The sequence below is a fragment of the Megamonas sp. Calf98-2 genome (genome assembly GCF_900110235.1).
GTDB classification, from domain to species: Bacteria; Bacillota; Negativicutes; order Selenomonadales; family Selenomonadaceae; genus Megamonas; species Megamonas funiformis.
Window position 1 is genome coordinate 22,364 of sequence record NZ_FOCY01000021.1, and the last position, 19,850, is coordinate 42,213.

At 31.8% G+C, this 19,850-nt stretch carries 17 protein-coding genes and 2 tRNA genes; 8 read left to right on the forward strand and 11 right to left on the reverse strand.

Going from position 1 to position 19,850, the window contains the following annotated elements; all coding sequences use genetic code 11:
• Positions 1 to 17 precede the first annotated feature (17 nt).
• The 8 genes from selD to BMX03_RS07545 all read right to left on the reverse strand — a co-directional run bounded on the left by selD (position 18) and on the right by BMX03_RS07545 (position 6,445).
• Complete coding sequence (selD, locus tag BMX03_RS07510; RefSeq protein WP_015563045.1) at positions 18 to 1,031, reverse strand: selenide, water dikinase SelD; 1,014 nt, start codon at positions 1,029 to 1,031, stop codon at positions 18 to 20.
• A gap of 150 nt (positions 1,032 to 1,181) precedes the next feature.
• A complete protein-coding gene (locus BMX03_RS07515) occupies positions 1,182 to 2,492 on the reverse strand; it encodes a nucleobase:cation symporter-2 family protein (RefSeq protein WP_022228697.1) in 1,311 nt (436 codons plus the stop codon).
• A 58-nt stretch (positions 2,493 to 2,550) separates the two neighbouring features.
• A complete protein-coding gene (gene moaA, locus BMX03_RS07520; RefSeq protein ID WP_018998620.1) occupies positions 2,551 to 3,513 on the reverse strand; it encodes a GTP 3',8-cyclase MoaA in 963 nt (320 codons plus the stop codon).
• 33 nt (positions 3,514 to 3,546) lie between these two features.
• A complete protein-coding gene (locus BMX03_RS07525) occupies positions 3,547 to 4,770 on the reverse strand; it encodes a molybdopterin molybdotransferase MoeA (RefSeq protein ID WP_022228699.1) in 1,224 nt (407 codons plus the stop codon).
• Positions 4,771 to 4,806: 36 nt separating this feature from the next.
• Entirely contained in the window at positions 4,807 to 5,097 is a 291-nt protein-coding gene (locus tag BMX03_RS07530; protein WP_008539053.1) for a hypothetical protein, read from the reverse strand.
• An 80-nt stretch (positions 5,098 to 5,177) separates the two neighbouring features.
• A tRNA-Ser gene (locus BMX03_RS07535) sits at positions 5,178 to 5,265 on the reverse strand.
• Positions 5,266 to 5,337: 72 nt separating this feature from the next.
• Complete coding sequence (locus BMX03_RS07540; RefSeq protein WP_008539055.1) at positions 5,338 to 5,532, reverse strand: DUF951 domain-containing protein; 195 nt, start codon at positions 5,530 to 5,532, stop codon at positions 5,338 to 5,340.
• A gap of 7 nt (positions 5,533 to 5,539) precedes the next feature.
• Positions 5,540 to 6,445: a cation diffusion facilitator family transporter gene (locus BMX03_RS07545; RefSeq protein ID WP_091694673.1), complete on the reverse strand. Its 906-nt coding sequence runs from the start codon at positions 6,443 to 6,445 to the stop codon at positions 5,540 to 5,542.
• Positions 6,446 to 6,719: 274 nt separating this feature from the next.
• Between BMX03_RS07545 and BMX03_RS07550 the strand changes: the two genes are divergently transcribed.
• Positions 6,720 to 7,685, forward strand: a complete 966-nt coding sequence (locus BMX03_RS07550; RefSeq protein WP_091694675.1) for a type I phosphomannose isomerase catalytic subunit — start codon at positions 6,720 to 6,722, stop codon at positions 7,683 to 7,685.
• 71 nt (positions 7,686 to 7,756) lie between these two features.
• On the opposite strand, the gene BMX03_RS07555 is transcribed toward BMX03_RS07550, so the two are convergent.
• Together BMX03_RS07555 and BMX03_RS07560 are read right to left on the reverse strand one after the other, a co-directional pair.
• On the reverse strand, positions 7,757 to 8,935 hold the full coding sequence (locus BMX03_RS07555; RefSeq protein ID WP_091694678.1) for an MFS transporter: 1,179 nt from the start codon (positions 8,933 to 8,935) through the stop codon (positions 7,757 to 7,759).
• A gap of 99 nt (positions 8,936 to 9,034) precedes the next feature.
• A tRNA-Pro gene (locus BMX03_RS07560) sits at positions 9,035 to 9,111 on the reverse strand.
• A 401-nt stretch (positions 9,112 to 9,512) separates the two neighbouring features.
• On the opposite strand from BMX03_RS07560, the gene BMX03_RS07565 reads away from it, so the two are divergent.
• From BMX03_RS07565 to BMX03_RS07590, 6 genes are all read left to right on the forward strand, one after another.
• Positions 9,513 to 10,532 (forward strand): pyridoxal-phosphate dependent enzyme, encoded by a 1,020-nt coding sequence (locus BMX03_RS07565; protein ID WP_075555091.1) that lies wholly within the window; start codon positions 9,513 to 9,515, stop codon positions 10,530 to 10,532.
• A 161-nt stretch (positions 10,533 to 10,693) separates the two neighbouring features.
• Positions 10,694 to 11,458, forward strand: a complete 765-nt coding sequence (locus BMX03_RS07570; RefSeq protein ID WP_008539065.1) for a TSUP family transporter — start codon at positions 10,694 to 10,696, stop codon at positions 11,456 to 11,458.
• 457 nt (positions 11,459 to 11,915) lie between these two features.
• Positions 11,916 to 12,824 carry a Ppx/GppA phosphatase family protein gene (locus BMX03_RS07575; protein ID WP_018998626.1) on the forward strand — a complete coding sequence of 303 codons (909 nt, stop codon included), beginning with the start codon at positions 11,916 to 11,918 and terminating at the stop codon, positions 12,822 to 12,824.
• A gap of 6 nt (positions 12,825 to 12,830) precedes the next feature.
• Positions 12,831 to 13,526, forward strand: a complete 696-nt coding sequence (locus tag BMX03_RS07580) for a DNA alkylation repair protein (protein ID WP_075555090.1) — start codon at positions 12,831 to 12,833, stop codon at positions 13,524 to 13,526.
• Between the two features lie 185 nt (positions 13,527 to 13,711).
• On the forward strand, positions 13,712 to 16,156 hold the full coding sequence (gene gyrA, locus BMX03_RS07585) for a DNA gyrase subunit A (protein ID WP_091694680.1): 2,445 nt from the start codon (positions 13,712 to 13,714) through the stop codon (positions 16,154 to 16,156).
• Between the two features lie 24 nt (positions 16,157 to 16,180).
• The gene (locus tag BMX03_RS07590) at positions 16,181 to 16,393 is read left to right on the forward strand and encodes a DUF2905 domain-containing protein (protein ID WP_008539068.1); all 213 of its coding nucleotides are present in this window, start codon (positions 16,181 to 16,183) and stop codon (positions 16,391 to 16,393) included.
• A 47-nt stretch (positions 16,394 to 16,440) separates the two neighbouring features.
• Here BMX03_RS07590 and BMX03_RS07595 read toward each other — a convergent pair whose 3' ends face one another.
• The gene (locus BMX03_RS07595; protein ID WP_022228706.1) at positions 16,441 to 17,697 is read right to left on the reverse strand and encodes an LCP family glycopolymer transferase; all 1,257 of its coding nucleotides are present in this window, start codon (positions 17,695 to 17,697) and stop codon (positions 16,441 to 16,443) included.
• A 183-nt stretch (positions 17,698 to 17,880) separates the two neighbouring features.
• On the opposite strand from BMX03_RS07595, the gene BMX03_RS07600 reads away from it, so the two are divergent.
• The gene (locus tag BMX03_RS07600) at positions 17,881 to 19,776 is read left to right on the forward strand and encodes a fructose-bisphosphatase class III (RefSeq protein WP_022228707.1); all 1,896 of its coding nucleotides are present in this window, start codon (positions 17,881 to 17,883) and stop codon (positions 19,774 to 19,776) included.
• Positions 19,777 to 19,850 lie beyond the last annotated feature (74 nt).

Consider the following 19,850-nt stretch of genomic DNA (forward strand, 5'->3'; position numbering starts at 1 on the left):
AATCACCTCTAAAAAAATTACATAACATTTATTTTATATTTATTTAAATTTGTCACCTTGCCCACAATGCGAGCATCTATATCTGCTTTTTGCATTTCTTCCACTAAAGATTTACTATCCTTAGAATTTACGCTTATCAATAAACCGCCAGAAGTTTGTGGATCAAATAAAACTTCTTGCATAGCAAAAGATATTTCGTCTGCAAAAGAAACTCTATCTCCTGCAAAATTGCGATTTCTTTGACCTGCACTTGTAATTAAAAAATTATCTGCATAAGTCAAAGCTTCTTTGATAATTGGCAATTTATCTGCGTAAACATCTACACTATAATCTTTAGCTACCATTTCCAAAAGATGACAAATAAAACCAAAGCCTGTTACATCAGTGCAAGCATGAACATCATAATCTGTCATGATTTCTGCCGTTCTTTTATTTAAAGTAGTCATGGATTTTATGGCTTTTTGCATAGCCTCATCACTTGCTTCACTAACAGAATTTGCCGCCATGATAATGCCTACACCTAGTGGCTTTGTTAAAATTAAATCATCATTTAATTCTATAGTATTATTTTGATATATTTTTTGAGGATTGACAATACCTGTTACTGCCAAACCATATTTTATACTTTCATCATTTACAGAATGGCCACCAGATAAAATTCCGCCAGCTTCCATAATTTTACTAGCTCCACCAGCCATTATCTGCCCTAAAATATTTAAATCTTCATTTTCAGGAAAACACACTATATTCTGTGCAGTTTTTACTATGCCACCCATAGCATAAATATCACTTACCGCATTTGTTGCTGCTATCTTCCCAAAAATATAAGGGTCATTTACCATCGGTGGGAAAAAATCCAATGTCTGTATCATTGCAATATCATCTGTCAATTTATATACAGAAGCATCATCACTTGAATCAAAACCTACTAATAAATTTTCATCTTCAAATTTAGGCAATTTAGATAAAACTTTGCTTAAAACCTTCGGCCCTAATTTGGCACTACAACCACCACTTTTACAAAAAATCATAAATATCCTCCTCCCAATTTCAATCAATTAAATTTATAAAAATTTTATTTTTACTTTTTTATCAAATGATTTAATAAAAGTTTACCACATATTTCCTAACAATAAAAAACTCCTTTAGCTAAAAACTAAAGGAGTTTCTTTTATTATTTATTATTTTTTTAATTTAATATTTCTATTTAAAATAGCATTTAAAATAATTGCTGTTAAACTTCCAATTGTAATACCACTATGGAAGATAATGCTCCAAATGCCAGTTAAATGTTTGAAGATTTCAGGAACAGCCATGGATAAAAGACCCATTGCAAGGCTGATACCTACGATTAAGACATTATAATTGCCTTCGCCTTCATATTCAACTTTCGCTAATACACGAATACCATTTGCTGCTACCATACCAAACATAGCGATACCAGCACCACCAAGTACAGGAGCTGGAATACATGCAACTAAAGCTGCCATTTTAGGGAATAAACCTAATAACATTAAAATTACACCAGAACCAGCTACAACAAAACGGCTTTTTACATTTGTGAGTGTAATAAGACCGATATTTTGAGCAAATGCTGTATAAGGGAAAGTATTTAAGATACCACCAAGTAAAGTGGAGAAACCATCAGCACGAAGACCTCTTGTAATTGTTTTTTGGTCTGCTGGTCTACCTACGATAGCACCTACAGCGATAATATCACCAGTAGTTTCTGTCATAACAACTAAGATAACTAAAATCATTACAATAATTGCTGGAATATCAAAAGTTGGTACACCAAAATGAAGAGGAGTAACAAGACCTAGCCAATCAGCTTTACCGATATGGCTAAAATCTGTATAACCATAGAAAGAAGCTACTACTGTACCTATTACCAATGCTAACAATACGGAAATATTTCTCCATACACCAGAAAACCAACGATAGAATATAATTACTAATAATAAAACAAAAGCAGATAACAATAAAGTTGGAATACTTCCAAAATCTGCAGCAGCTGGATTACCGCCACCAGCCCATCTTACTGCTACTGGCAATAAAGACAAACCAATAATTGTAATAACACTACCAGTTACTACTGGAGGGAAAAAGCCAACCAATCTGCTAAAAAATGGAGACATTAAAAACATGAACAACCCGCTGGCTATAACAGCACCATAAATCGCTGTTAACCCATCAGCTTGACCAATCATTATCATCGGCGAAACAGCTGCAAATGTTACACCTTGCACAATTGGTAATTTACTTCCCATTTTACATGGACCCAAAGTCTGAATTAAAGTCGCAATACCAGCAGTAAATAAGTCTGCATTAATCAAATAAATTAAATCCTCTGTACTAAGACCGATAGCATTCGCCACGATAAGTGGTACCGCTACCGCACCAGCATACATTGCTAATACATGCTGAAGACCATAGAGAAACGTTTGACCTAATGGCAATCTTTCATCAACTGGATGTACAGATTTGTTCATTAAAAATACCTCCTGTATTCAATTAAAATATATAATATAGTGATATTTATTATATCACTTATCCACCAATTAAAGACATAGATTTATCTTCTTTTTGTGAAAAAGCTTCATTTTCTAAGTGATGATTTTTAGGTTTATGATAAATAGTATCTTTTATTATCGCTAAAATTTCTTCATCTGTTACATTCTTTTTCAATAAATCATTTAAATTAACACCACTATTATAATGTAGACAAGGTTTTAACATGCCTGTTGATGTCAATCGTAAACGATTGCAATTAGCACAAAATTTATGTGATAATGCAGAAATAAATCCTATTTTTATTGATAAATTTTCTACTTGATAATAATGTGCTGGACCTTCAAATACATCTATTTGTTTTAAAGCTCCATATTTTTTGCTAATTATAGCTTTTAAATCATCTTCTTTTACCGCTTTAAAATTCTTTGCCACATTCATCGGCATTAACTCGATAAAACGCAAATCTATTTTATTACAATTGGCAAATTCTATCAAAGGTATAATTTCTTTTTCATTTATACCCTGCATAATTACACTGTTGATTTTTAAAGGAATATTTTCTTTTTGAGCTAATTTTATTCCTAATATAACTTTATCTATATCTCCACCACGTGTAATTTCTCTAAATAAATCTTTATCAATACAATCTAAACTTAAATTTATACCACTTATACCAGCTTTTTTCAAAACATCTACTTTATTAGATAATAATATGCCATTTGTAGTCAATACTATTTTTTCTATACCTTGTATTGCTTTAAATCTTATTATTAAATCTTCAATATTCGGATATAATAATGGCTCTCCGCCAGTGAGCCTTATTTTTTTTATACCCGTTGAACTGATTAATTCCACTAAATGTATTAAATCTTTTTGCGAAAGCATTTCTTCTGTCTGCTTTATTTTTTGCTCTGGCATACAATACTGGCAACGTAAATTGCAATTACTTGTAAGTGATACACGCAAGTAATCTATATTACGCTTAAAACAATCTTGCATTCAAAATCCTCATCATTTCTATTTTACATAAGCTTAATTTTGATTTTCTATCTCTTTGCGTTCAACTATCAATTCAGCAGTTACTTCATCGCCTACATTTAAACTTGTACCCTTTAATTGATAGATAAAACCGTTATATTTTTGTAATAAAGTAGCTCTTGTTACTCCTTTAGGATTAATTATTTGCGCATGATATTTATCATCTTGTTTAAAAATATGAACTTGCAAGCAAAAATCTGCATTTTTCGGTGCTGTAAAATCAAAATCCACAGTTACATTTACTGTTTCCAAACTGCTTAATTTTTGGTGATAATAAGCTTGCATAATAGCTTTTAAATAAAAACGCATAGCTAATTCTGCACCATTTGGAGGGCCTGCAATACCTAATACTGGTTTTTGGTTAAATTTAGAGAAGCTAGAATGTTTACCTGGTCTACAACCTAATTCATAAACTAAAACTTCACCTTCTGTTTCTAATAAATCAAGCGTAAAATCCTTTGTTCCTTTAGAAGAACCTGCATTTATTAAGATAATATCTGCTATTTCACTTGCTTTTGTAAGAGCTTCTTTTATTTTTTCTTTATCATCAGGGATTATCGGAAATATAGTTAAATCTGCTTGATATTGTTTACAAAAAGCAGATAACATCATGCTATTTGACTCTATATTTTTATCTACTGGATAATCTTCACTTTGCCATGAAACTAATTCATCACCAGTAGGAATAAATGCAATCTTTGGTCTTGCTATAACTTTTACTTCTTTAATACCGCCTGATGCTAATAAACCGACTTGAGGTGCTGTGATTTTTTCATATTTATTTACTAAAACTTCATCTTTACCGATAAGACTTCCTGGTGGGTCGATTAATTGTCCCTTTGTTTCAGGTTTAGCTAAAATTTTTAATTTACCATCTATAAAACGAACATCTTCTATTAAAATAACCGTATCATATGGCTCTGGCACTACACAGCCAGTATTGGCAAAAATATATTCCTTGCCTTCTTGCCAATTCTCAGTATCTGGTATGCCATTTTTAAAATCTGCAAAACAAACACCGATGCCATCCATTTTACTTACTGGCAATTTAGGTAAAATGACTTTTGCCTTCACATCTTCAGCACTGACTTTATCTACAGCATTATATAAATCTACAACTTCAAAATTTCGTTTAAAGTCAATCTGCTCTATGAGAAATTTTTTCATCATTTCTCGAGAAGGCATATAACCCTTTTCTACATATTCACGATAAGCCATAATATCACCTCATAATTATGTTACTTATATTTTTTATTATTTTATCTTTCCAGAAAAGAAATATATAAGTACAGTTAAAACAAGTCCTAAAGCTCCATACAATGGTCCTTTTTCAACAAAAGCATAAATGGTCATCACTAAACAAATAATAACTGCGATTGAAATTTGTTTAGCATTTTCTTTACGGTAAGCAAAAGTTTCATAATCTACGCCTGCTTCTTGCTTAAAACACTCTTGGCAAATAACACGTTTATTGCCATCTTTATCAGTATTGACTAAAGCTACTTTTTCATCAATATGTTTATGACAAATTGAACATTCTACCATCTTTTTACCCACCTTCAATCTTTATTCTCAGATAAAAACAAAAAAGACCTGCTCTTATGAGCAGGTCTATTATGCACATATGGCAGAGAGGGTGGGATTCGAACCCACGGTACCTCTCGGTACAATTGATTTCGAGTCAATCACCTTCGACCACTCGGACACCTCTCCACTTATTCATGATATGATTAGAACCACAAAAATTATATCATTGTCAAAATCAAAATACAATACCTAGATTTATTATTCTTCAGTCACTATAGCCTTAGCCATTTTTTCAAATTTTACACGAGGCATCATTACAAAGTGACCACAACCATTACATTTTAGACCAAAGTCCATACCCACTCTAAGTATTGTCCATGTATCACTACCACATGGATGCTTTTTTTTCATACGCACTACATCATTTACTTTATATTGAACTTTTTCCACCATCTTTACCTCACTGCTTCAACGTAGTTTTTTTTATGACTGAACCATTTTCATCTACTGGTTCTGGGTGAATAGTGATATCAAATCCGCCAAATCTATTTCTTATCTTACATTCAATATCATCACAAATATTATGAACTTCTTCTAAATGCATGTCTTTATCAAAAGTAACATGCACATCTAAAAGTCTATCAGAACCAGATTTTCTAGTGCGTAAATGATGATAACCTTTTAAACCTTTATGTGATAAAATTATTTCTCCAATAATAGCTTCATCTTTTTGAGATAAACTGCTATCAGTCAATTCTCTTGCACTATCTACTACCATTTTATAACCAGCACGGAATATAATCAAAGCCACTATAATTGCAATAACAGGGTCTAACCATAAAAAGCCAAAGACTTTCATACCTACAAGACCTAATAAAACACCTACAGAAGTCCAAACATCTGCTTGAAGATGCAATCCATCGGCTTCTAATGCTTGAGAATCAGTTTTTTTAGCTACAGCAATCAAGCGACGAGAAACAATTATATTTACTACAATAGAAATAAACATGATATAAATACCATATTGTAAAAATTCTGGGTCTAATGGTGTATTAAATTTGTGTATTGCTTCATAAATAATAAAGATAGCAGTGGCTACAATCAATAACGCTTCTACTGCTGAAGATAAATTTTCAAATTTACCATGACCATAATCATGTTCTTTATCTGGGGGTACTACAGCTTTGCGCACAGCCCAAAAAGCAATAAAAGCAGCTATTAAATCCACACCTGAATGAAGTGCTTCTGAGACTAAACTTACTGCGCCTACATATAAACCAACAGCTAGTTTTAAAATAACTAATAAAGTATTCGACATAATAGACAGCCATGCTGTATTACGTTTTAAAGTATTTGCATCTGTCATAAAAATCACCCATCCCCTAAAAATATAAATGCTATTAATTATCATTCAAAAAGTTTTTCATAGCAAAAAATCTGCAACATCTCATTTAGATGTGCAGATTTGACAAAAAATATTATTTATATCCTAACACACGGAAAAATATATGTAAAGTAAAACATATTGTTTATAATTTCTAAATAATATAAAAATTAGCATGAATTTACTAGACAAAAATTAAATTAATGATAAGATAAAATTAGTATTTTATTTAAGCGAATTGAAAGGATTTGATATAATGCTTTACCCATTAAAACTAAATGCAGCTTTTAAAGATTATCTATGGGGCGGTACAAGATTACGCGATGAATTTAATAAACAAACTGATATTGATCCTGTAGCTGAAAGCTGGGAATTATCTTGCCATCATGATGGACAAAGCATTATCAGTAATGGCGAATTTTCTGGTAAAACTTTAGCCCAATATATTGAAACAGTAGGCAAACAAGTAATTGGTACAAAAGCTCCTAAAGATAAAGATTTCCCTATTTTAATTAAATTTATTGATGCTAAACAAAGTTTATCTGTACAAGTTCACCCAGATGATAAATATGCACTTTTACACGAAGGCGAATCTGGTAAAACTGAAATGTGGTATGTAATGGATGCAACTCCAGATGCTACTTTAATCTATGGATTTACTCATAAAATTTCTCACCAGGAATTTGAACGTCGCATCAAAGATAATACTCTTCTTGAAGTTTGCAACCAAGTACCAATAAAAAAAGGTGATGTATTTTTCATCGAAGCAGGTACACTCCATGCTATTGGTGCAGGAGCATTGATTGCAGAAATTCAACAAAGTTCCAATTCCACTTATCGAGTATACGATTATGGTCGTGTGGGAAAAGACGGTAAACTTCGTGAACTTCATATTGAAAAAGCTCTCGCTGTAACTAAACTTGAACCACCAACTAGAAAACCTGAACCTATCGCCAAACTTACAGCTTTTGCAGATTATGATTTAACAATTCTCGCACAATGTAAATTATTCAATGTAAGTCATTTTGATTTACACGGCAATTGCTCATTAAATGCTAAAAAGGATAGCTTCCATTCTATCTTAGTTTTAGATGGACAAATAGCATTGACTTATGGTAGTGATAGCTTCACTATCACCAAAGGCGAAAGTGTATTTATTCCTGCTGATATGGGTGAATATATCTTAAACGGCACAGGTGAATTTATCTTAACTACATTATGATTACAATATAATAAAAGCAAAAGGCAAGTAAATCAAATTACTTGCCTTTTTTATATTTCAACATAATAAATTTATTGTCTTCTTTTTTCTGGAGTTAAATAAACTAATACAATACTTATAACTACTAATATAGCAGTCAATGCTAATGCCATAGTAAGTCCATAACTTTCAGCAAGTGAGCCTGTAAGCATTGTGCCAAAACCACCAAGACCAAAAGATAAACCGAGCATCATACCGGAAGCCATACCTGGATTATCTGGCAATAAATCCTGACCCCAAACTATAGCTCCTGGATTTGCTGCCATGACCAAGCCACCACCAACAAATAAAGCAATATACATCAATATATCTATTTGTTGTGCAAACAAGAAATACATTGTAGGGATTAATGTAAATATCAAAGCCCACAAAATTACTTTTTTATAGCCGATTTTATCATTTAACGCTCCACCGATTAAACCACCGATTACAGAACCACATAAATATATTGTCAAAATCCAACCACTTAAAGTATTATCACAACCTTTTTCTATTGCCCATAAAGGTAAAAATGTAACTAGAGCTGTAAATAACCATGCTCTAAGTCCCATGGATATATTAAGCAACATTAACGGTTTATTTTGCAAAATTTGAGCTAAATTAAAATGCATATTCTTAGCTACTTGTTCATTGACAAAACGCGCTTTAGATAATCCTGAACTATACATCAATACACCTAAAATAATTGCAGGTATAATCAATATAGGTAAATAATCCAAACTATACATCTGCATAAAATAAACTAATAAAATAGGAGCCAATGCAAAACCAAAACTGCCACCAGCTACAAATATTGAGATACATGTTGATATTTTTCCATCAGGTGCCACTTTGCTGACTAGACCAGCACCCATAGGATGAAATGTAGAAACAGCCAATCCACTAAATCCAATCAAAGCAGCTAATACAATAAAATTACTTGCCCAATTAGTAAGACAGATAAATACAGCTCCAAAAGGAATAATCAGTGGCATAATCTTATTAAAATTATATTTATCCATAAAATAACCAAAAACAGGCTGTAACACATTTGCAGATAAAGACATAACCATAACTAACGCGCCACTTAAGGTAAGTGATAAGCCCAATTTGGGTATTAAAATCGGCAATAAGATAGGTAAAAAATTACAATAAAAATCATTAAAAAAATGACCCATTGCTAATAAAATAACTTGCAAATAAGATTTCTTAACTACTACTTCAGTTGACATTATGTATACCTCGAAATTAAATTTATTTATAAAAAAAGCGAAAGCTTATGCCTTCGCTAATAAACAAAAAAGGAAGCTTTCGCTTCCTATAATTTCTAATGGTCGGAGCAGCAGGATTCGAACCTGCGACCCCCTGGTCCCAAGCCAGGTGCTCTACCAAACTGAGCCATGCCCCGTTTCTCACTTGTTCCCCGTGAGAACATGTATTATTATATGACCTTTATGAGGAAATGTCAACACCTTTTTTTAATTTTTTTATAAAAAATTTTAAAAAAGTTTTTATAGCTGAAAAAACCTTATAAATTAAGGCTTTTTTTCATGCTTAACTATAATCATACAAAAGTTTTTGTATTTTTTCTATATCTTTTTTAATAAATTCATCATTATTTAAAATTTTAAAAGGAAAAATATTTTATTCTATAGAATATATATTTATATACTTAATAGTCTAATTATGACCTACATATAACGCTCGTTAATTTATTAAATATTAATATATTTTTTAATATTTCCTTAAATCTACAAAGGAATAATTTCCCATTTTATGTTACAAAAATATTTCTAGGAGATGATTAGTATGCATTTTTATTGTGAAAAATGTAAAAAAGAATATCCATTAAATTCAATTTCTTACCATTGTTCTTGTGGTGGTTTATTTAGATTATATAAAAATAACACTGTTCCTATAACACCAGAAGTTTCTATTGGAGAAATTGAAACACCGCTTATACCTATAAAATTTGGTAAACAAGAGTTTTTCTTTAAAATGGAAAACTTAAATCCAACAGGTTCTTTCAAAGCCCGTGGTGCCAAGACAATGATTAGCATACTAAAAAATCTAGGCATAAAACACATAATTGAAGATTCTTCAGGAAATGCAGCTTCTGCTATAGCAGCTTACGCAGCTGCGGCAAACATGAAATGTACTGCTTATGTACCTGAAAATATAGCTGAAGGCAAATTAAAACAAATTGAAACTTTTGGTGCTCAAATTCGCCTTGTTATTGGTAATCGTGATACTGCAGCCAAAACAGCTCAAAAAGAAGCTACAAAATCTAAAACATATTATGCTTCTCATGTCTATAATCCTTTATTCTTTGAAGGAATAAAATCTCTAGCTTATGAAATTTACCATCAATTAAATGACCATGTACCTGAATATATTTTCCTTCCTGTTGGTAATGGTACAATGCTTCTCGGTCTTTATTATGGATTCGAAGAAATTGGTCGTTTACCAAAATTCATCGCTGTTCAAAGCGAAAATTGCTGTCCTTTATATAATTCATTCAAGAAAAAACGTAAAGGTTCCAAAGTTGGTTATACTATAGCTGATTCCATACGTGTAGAAAAACCAATGCGTTTAAAAGAAATGCTCATGGCAATTACTCGTAGCAATGGTGAAGTCCTCACTGTAGATGATGAAGAAATTATCGAAGCTCAACATCAAGTAGGTAGAAAAGGTATCTATATTGAACCAACTGCTGCTGCTTCCGTTGCTGGTGCTTTAAAATATTTCAAAAAAGGAAAACCAGATAACTACCGTGTTATTATTCCAATAACTGGTGCTGGTATCAATACTTCTAGTAACAAAGATTAAAATAAAAGTCAGTTTTAGCTTTTACTAAAACTGACTTTTTTTATCAACATATCTATCATTATCAAAAATAACTTACTATATATCTTTTATCCCTAAAAATTTATGATAAAATATATTATTAATTAACTCAAATTAAATTTATTTTTAGAAAGGATGTTTTGATGGAAGATATTAATATCTATATGTGTTTATTTCTAATTGTTACTGGATTTATCGCAGCTTTTATCGATACTGTAGTTGGCGGTGGTGGTCTTATTTCTTTACCTGCACTTTTATTTACTGGCATGCCTCCCGTTACAGCTATAGCTACGAATAAAGTATCTGCTTCTATGGGTGCTACAATTGGTTTTGCCTCTTTTGTTCGCTCTGGTAGAGTAGATTTTTCTACTATAAAATATTTACTACCACTTTCTTTCATTGGCTCAATCTGTGGTGCTAGTATTTTAAAATTAATTCCTTCTGACTTTCTTCGTCCCTTGATTATCATTTTACTTGTAGCTGTAACTATCTATACTTTGACAAAAAAAGAATTTGGTCAAGTCGCTACATTTAATGGTATGAGTCAAAAAATGTGGATACTAAGCGCTATTGCTGCATTTATTTTTGGCTTTTATGATGGATTTTTCGGCCCTGGTACTGGCACATTTTTATTATTTGCATTTCTTTGGATAGGTTTCGATTTTATAGGTGCTGCTGCTAATGCTCGTGGCTTAAACTTTGCTAGTAATATCGCTGGTGCATTATTTTTCATTAGCTCTGGCATTGTCGATTTCGCCTACGCCATTCCTATGGGACTTGCCATGATGGTTGGAGCCTTCTGCGGAGCTCGCATGGCCATTGCCAAAGGTGCTACATACGTAAAAACCTTATTTATCATCATGTCCATCGTATTAATCGGAAAACAAGTAATTGATTTATTCAAATAATACAATGTTCGTTTTTCTTTTATGTAAAAGAAAAATGAACCAAAAAGAAAACCTACCCGCAATATTGATTTTACTTTGACAAAGATAAAACTATGTCTACAAGGCTCTAAACTCGCTTCGCTCAAACAGTAGGACTAAAACCGTATCCATAGTTTTACCTTTGTCAATAGCTTTCAGCTACCGTAAAAGTCTGCTAATGCGGGAAAGTTTGGTATTATATTAATAACACGTAATATTATTTTCCGCATTATAAATTTTTAGTGGTAACCTTTAGGTTATTGAAAATAATTGTCGCTGAATACGGTTTTAGTCTGAATGTTTGAGCGAAGCGAGTTTCTAAGCGTTGCATGAAGCGAAAATTATTTTCAAAGCTAAAAATTTATCTGCGGTGATTTCTTTGGTTCGTTTCTTTGTCATCAAAGAAATGAACATATTATAATTGGGAGGGTATATTTTTATGTTATATGCAGTTATTGACATTGGTTCTACTACTATTCGTATGGCTATTTATGAAATCTTGGATAATAAGTTAAATCTTATTCATAAACGCAAATATACTGTAGGTTTAGCAAGTTATGTTAAGGATAATGTCATGGAACAAGCTGGTATTGATAAAGCTTGTGAAATTTTAAACAGCTTTAAATCCTTCTTGACTTCTTTTAATATTGAAAATGTAAGTGCTTTTACTACTGCTGCACTCCGCAATGCTCAAAATAGTAAAGAAGCTGTCGCTGAAATCATTGCTCGCACTGGTATTGATTTGCATATCATCTCTGGTGATGAAGAAGCAACTTATGATTTTATCGCTGCTACACATGAACTTGATTATCATGATGGTTTTATCATTGATATTGGTGGTGCTAGTACAGAACTCATTCGTTTTGCTGACAATAAAATTATCCAAAAGACTAGCTTGCCTATCGGCTCTTTAGCTCTCCATACAAAATATGCGACTGACTTTTTACCTAGCGAAGAAGAAATCGCACAAATGATAAAAGAAGTTCATGCTATTATTGATACAGCACCTGAATTTAAAGATATTTCCCATGCTGAAATCTGTGGCATTGGCGGTACATGTAAAGGAGCTAGAGCTTTATATAACGAAATGTACGCTCAAGATGATGCAAATGAAACTATACCTGCTGACAAAATTCCTGAAATGATTTCTCATTTCACTCGTGGGCATAAATTAACAGATAAAGATATCACAACTTTATTAAAAACCGTACCTGACCGTTTGCATACTATCATTCCTGGCATGGTCATAGCTAATGAAATCGCTAAATTAATCCATGCTACAGCAATAACTTATAAAGACGCTGGTATGCGTGAAGGATTTTTATATACTCATGTAATTGAAGGTTAGTTTTTTATGCAAAAAAATAACGATATTTTACAAATATTATTCTCCTATCAAGATAAAAATTATGCTCAATTTGTACAAAAATTATTGCCTAAAAATATTGATAGAGAAAATATAAAAATTATCGGTATACGTTTACCACAATTGCGAAAAATTGCTAAAAACCTAGTAAAAAATAATTGGCAAGAATTTTTAAAGCAAAATACCAATGAATATTTTGAGCAAATCATGCTTGAAGGCTTTGTCATTGCTTATGCTCCTATTGATGTAAATGCAAAACAAAAATTAATTCAAAATTTCTTACCTAAGATAAATAATTGGTCTATTTGCGATAGTTTTTGCGCCAGTTTCCAATTAAAAACTAAAGATAAAGATTTATATCTATCTTTTATAAAAAATTATTTAAACAGCCCTAACGAATATGAATTGCGTTTTGCCATCGTGATGTTATTAGACTATTACTTAACAGAAGATTTTGCTGACAATACACTTCAATTAGTCTATAACACAAAAGATATTTCCTATAGTGTAAATATGGCTAAAGCATGGGCTTTTAGTAAATATTTTTCGTATTATCCAGACAAAGGCTTAAAATTTTTGCAAACACAGTCATTATCTAAAGATGTTTTTAAAATGACTTGTCAAAAAATAAGAGACTCCCGTAGAGTTTCTTCTCGTTATAAAGAAGCATTAAAAAATTTATAAAAATTTTTATCAGTTGTTTTCTAACATTCATTATTTAACAACTGATTTTTTTATCTAATATAGCCCTAAAGCCTTATATCATAGACTTTTTTCGCTAAAAATGATAAAATATATTAGTTAAGATGATTGTCGTAATTTGTTATTTCGGTCATATTTTGACCGTAGATTAAAATTGAGGTGAGAATGTGACAGAAACTATAAATACAGGAAAAATTCTCCCTGTAAATCTTGAAGATGAAATGAAAAACTCATATATTGATTATGCTATGAGTGTAATTGTTATGCGTGCGTTACCTGATGTACGTGATGGTTTAAAACCAGTTCATCGCCGTATTTTGTATGCTATGCAAGAAGCTGGTATGGGCTCTAATAAACCATATAAAAAATCTGCTCGTATCGTCGGGGAAGTACTAGGTAAATATCATCCACATGGTGATACTTCCGTTTATGATGCTATTGTTCGTATGGCTCAAGATTTCTCTTGCCGTTATGTATTAGCTGATGGTCATGGAAACTTTGGTTCTATTGATGGCGACTCTGCTGCTGCTATGCGTTATACAGAAGTTCGTATGTCAAAAATTGCAGAATTAATGCTCCAAGACATCGATAAAAAAACAGTGGATTTTACACCAAACTATGATGAATCCCTACAAGAACCATCTGTATTACCATCTAAAATACCAAATCTTTTAGTAAATGGTTCTTCTGGTATTGCCGTTGGTATGGCAACTAATATACCACCACACAATTTAAACGAAGTAATTGATGGCGTTTTACAGATGATTGATAACCCTGAAATTATTGTTGAAGAATTAATGCAAACTATCAAAGGTCCAGATTTCCCTACTGGAGCAATGATCATGGGTCGTGATGGCATTATTTCTGCTTATAAAACAGGTCGTGGTGCAGTAAAAATGCGTGCTTGCACAGAAATTACTACTTTGCCAAATGGTAAACCACGTATCACTGTAACTGAATTACCATATCAAGTAAATAAAGCTCGTCTTGTAGAACGCATTGCTGAACTTGTTCGTGATAAAACAATTGATGGTATTACCGATTTAAATGACGAATCAGACCGCAATGGTATGAGTATTGTAATTGATTTACGCCGTGATGCAAATCCAGAAGTTATTTTAAATCAATTATATCAACATACTCAATTACAAGAAACTTTCGGTGTAATTATGCTTGCTTTAGTTGATGGCAGACCTCGCATTCTCAACTTAAAACAAGTTTTACATTACTATATCAAACATCAAGAAGATGTTATTCGCCGTCGTACACAGTATGAACTCACAAAAGCTCAAGCTCGTGCTCATATCTTAGAAGGCTTAACTATAGCACTTGACCATTTAGACCCAATCATTAAAACTATTCGTGATTCTAAAAATGGCGATAGCGCTAAAGAAGTCTTAATGAGCGACTATACTCTTACTGAAAAACAAGCTCAAGCTATTTTGGATTTAAGATTACAACGTTTAACTGGTCTTGAACGCGAAAAAATCGAAAATGAATATCTTGAAATCTTAGATTATATCTCTGATTTACAAAATATCTTAGCAGATGAACAAAAAATCTTAGATATCATTAAAGAAGAACTTTCTGCTGTTAAAGCTAAATTCGGCGATGCTCGTCGCACTCAAATCACAGATGATAGTTCTGATGTAGATATCGCAGACTTAATTGCTGAAGAAGATGTAGTAATCACTTTAACACATAATAACTATATCAAACGTATCCCTGTAACTACGTACCGCAATCAAAAACGCGGTGGTCGTGGCGTTACTGGCATGGGTACAAAAGAAGAAGATTATGTTGAAAATATGATTATCACATCTACACACAATACAATCTTATTCTTTACTAATAAGGGACTTGTATATCAATTAAAAGGATATGAAATTCCTGAATCCGGTAGAACTGCAAAAGGCACAGCCATTGTAAATCTTTTACCATTAGCAAAAGAAGAAACTATCACAGCTATCATTCCTATTAAGGAATTCTCTAAAGATAGATATTTATTTATGGCTACTCGTCATGGTATCGTTAAAAAGACAGGTCTTAGCGAATTTGATACTAATCGCAAAAAGACAGGTCTTATCGCACTTTCTTTAAAAGAAAATGATGAATTAATCGGTGTAAAACTCACTGATGGTAATCGCCAAATCATCATCGGTACTCGTGATGGTATGTCTATTTGCTTCAATGAACAAGATGTTCGTCCTATGGGTAGAACTGCCCGCGGTGTCATTGGCATAAAATTAAAAGGTGAAGATACAGTAATTGGCATGGACAATATTCGTGATGATTGCGAAGTCTTAACTGTTACTGAACATGGCTTTGGCAAACGTACTGCAACTTCTGAATATCGCACACAAACTCGCGGTGGCATTGGTCTTATCAACATCAAAGTCACTGAAAAAACTGGTTTTGTAATCGGCATTAAAGTTGTAGATAGCCAACAAGAATTCATGCTCATTTCTACTGAAGGTATCGTCATTCGCTCAAATATTGAAGAAGTTTCTGTAATTGGCAGAAATACTCAAGGCGTAAAAATGATGAATATGGATAATAATGATAAAGTAGCTGCTCTTGCTGCTTTTGAAATCAAAGAAGACGATAAATAATTTATAAGACAAAAGGATTTTGCTATGTATGATATGGGAAAAATACTCATCTATATAGGAATTGCTCTTGTTATTATCGGTCTATTAATCCATTTTGGTGGAAAATTATTACCTCTAGGTAAATTGCCATTTGATTTTAAATGGGAAGGTAATAATTGGGGCGTTTATTTTCCTTTAGGTAGTTCTATTTTAATTAGTATTATCTTAACATTAATCTTAAATTTATTATTTCGTTAACTAAAAATACCGCAAATAGTTTTTATCCTATTTGCGGTATTTTTTATTTATGATTTACCTGTAGTATTCATATCTATAGCTGGGACATCTCTTGTTGGTGTTTGTGGCACAGGTTCTTTTTGTTTTGTTGTATTATCTTCCACTGGAGTTTCTTCTCTAGTTTCTACTTTTTCTCGATTACTATTTGTTCGTGGACGTTCTTCATCTACTTCAGATTTAAATCGTTTTGTAGATTTTTCTTGTTCTTCACGAAGTCGTTGCAATCTTTCTTCACGTTCCTGTGCAATTTCTCTTTTTATGCGTTCTTTTTCTGTTACTTCTACAGCATTATCAGGAATAGATTCTTCATATTCTATATTATCTTCATGAATAGATGTTGTAATTGATTGATTGATTTTTATGCCTAATGTATTTGCTAAAATCTGTCTTGTCTTACTGATATCTGGTACCCAATAACTGATACCTTCTATATACACTGGTTTACCTGGTAACATTTCTGATTTTAATCCATTATCTTTTGCATCTTGAAGTGTTCCCAAGAAAGATAATATTTCACTAACTGACATATCAGTTTCCACTGAATCAGAAACAGCAGATACAATAGCTGGCAATTTAGGAATAATTGTTGGAGATACTAATTTGTCCATTACTGCTTTCATGAAATTCTGTTGACGTTTAATACGACCAATATCACCCTCTTCATCACGATATCGTACATATGTTATCGCAGTCTTGCCGTCCATATGTTGCATACCTGGCTGAAGGTCAATATATAAACCGCCATCATCATCCCATGGGTCTTCATAATACATGCGTTTTTCTACATCAATATCAATACCGCCTAAAGCATCAATAATTTTAGTAAAACCATGTACATTAATTTTTATATAATGATCTATATGTGTATTTAATAAACTTTCAATGGTTTCTTGAGTTAATTTTCTACCACCATAGGCATAAGCTGCATTAATCTTATCAAAGCCATGACCTTTTATTTTTACACGTGTATCACGAGGCACAGATAACAATGCTGCTTGATTTTTATCTGAGTCTAATGTCGCTATCATTAGGGTATCGCTTCTCCCCACATCATCAGCGCGCTCATCTACCCCCATAATCATTACAGTAGCCTTATCTTTTGCAACTAACATACCTTTTTTATCATCTTCATTATAATCTGGTTTATTATCAACTAACGCATTAGCAAAAAAAGCTCCTACCATACCGGATAAAATAAAAACAACTACTAATATCAAGATATATTTTACATAACTGCTTTTATTTTTTTTATCTCCATTTCCCAATTATTATCCCTCACATTATTCAAATTCATTTAAATATTAACTATTCTATTATAAGATTTTATCAATTATTCCGCAATTGTTATTTCTCTATTTTAGTAAACGTATACTAAAAAAACTTTATTTTCATAAAAATGAAAATATTATATAATACTAATATCACATCTTGTAAAAAGGAGTATTGTTGTGGATAAGAATAAACAAAAATACAAATATCTTTATTTATTGTCAGAAAAATACCCTAATCGTCAATCTGTTGTAACTGAGCTAATTCGCTTAAAAGCTATTTTAAACTTAGCTCGACCAACAGAACATTTTATGAGTGATTTACATGGTGAATATGAATCCTTCTTCCATATTCTCAATAATTGCTCTGGTGTTATCAAAGAAAAAGTAGATTATTTATTTTCTGAAGAAATGTCCACCTCACAAAAAGCTGAATTTTGTACTTTAATTTATTATCCTAAAGAAAAAATACTCAATTTAAAAAAACAAAAATTAATCACTACTCAATGGTATTCTCAAAATCTCATCTATTTATTGCGTCTATCAAGATTGATGTCTTATAAATATCCTCAATCAGAATTAAAAAATTTACTGCCTAAAGGATATGAGACCATCATTCTTGAATTGCTCACAGCTAGACCAAATGATGATACTTTCCAAGAAGTATATTTTAATACTATCTTAAACACTTTAATCAATATTAATAGTGGTACAGATTTTATCATTGCCTTTACAAAGTTCATCAAAAAACTAGCTGTTGCTCATTTGCATATCGTTGGTGATATTTATGACCGAGGACAACGACCTGACTCTATCATAGATATGCTACGCCAACATCATTCTGTAGATATTCAATGGGGCAATCATGATATCTTATGGATGGGTGCAATGTGTGGTAATGAAGCTTGTATAGCGACAGTAGTACGAAACTGTTTATCTTATAATAATACTGCCGTTTTAGAAAAAGGATATGCTATTAGCCTTCGCTCTCTATCTTCATTAGCTAGTAAACTCTATCCTAATAAAACACTATTAATTGCTATGCAACGCACTATCTCTATAATTTTATTTAAATTAGAAGGACAACTCATCAAACGCAATCCAGATTTTCAAATGGATAGTCGTCTTTTATTAGATAAAATAGATTACACCTCTAAACATATAAAAATAAATAATATATCTTATCCAATAAAAAGCCCGTCCTTCCCTACAATAAATCCTCAAAATCCTTATGAATTATCTTTAGAAGAAGCTGAAGTTTTATCTGATATAAAATCAGCATTTTTAGATAGTGTACGCTTGCGCAAACATATTGATTTTCTTTACCAAAAAGGTAGCGTCTATAAAGCATATAATAACAATTTACTTTATCACGGTTGTATACCGCTAAATGATGATGGTAGCTTTATGCGTATTCATCTAAATAACAAATATTATTCTGGAAAAAATTATTTAGATTTCGTTGATAAAACTATTCGTCAAGCATATCTTGGTCTATATGAACAAAAAAATATCGACTTAATGTATTATTTCTGGTGTGGCAGATATTCACCATTTTCTGGTAGAGAATTTAAAACATTTGAACGTATGTTTATTGAAGATACGGATACATGGATTGAACCTTCTGATGCATATTATAAATATTGCAATGATGAAAAAATCTGCGATATGATACTTGAAGAATTTTCCTTAAAAACAAAACGTGGACATATAATCAATGGTCATGTTCCTGTAAAAGTAAAAGAAGGAGAAAGTCCTGTAAAAGCAAATGGAAAATTAATTATCATCGATGGTGGTTTTTGTAAAGCTTATCATAAAAAAACAGGAATTGCCGGTTATACGCTAATTTCTAATTCACGTGGTTTACGTCTTTTAGAACATCAATCATGTGCTAATATCAAAGAGTCTTTAAAAGCCAACCAAGACATTGAGTCCGTTTCTTGTACTTTAGAATTACAAAATTATCATTCTTCAACTGCTGATACTGATTTAGGTGAAGAAATCCAATGTCAAATAAATGATATCTACCATTTAATGCTCGCTTATCAAAATGGTTTAGTTCCCGAACAAGCTTAATATTATATACAAAGGCAATTTATTTTATTTTTTCAATAAGATGAATTGCCTTTTTTGACATCTTCCTGATTATT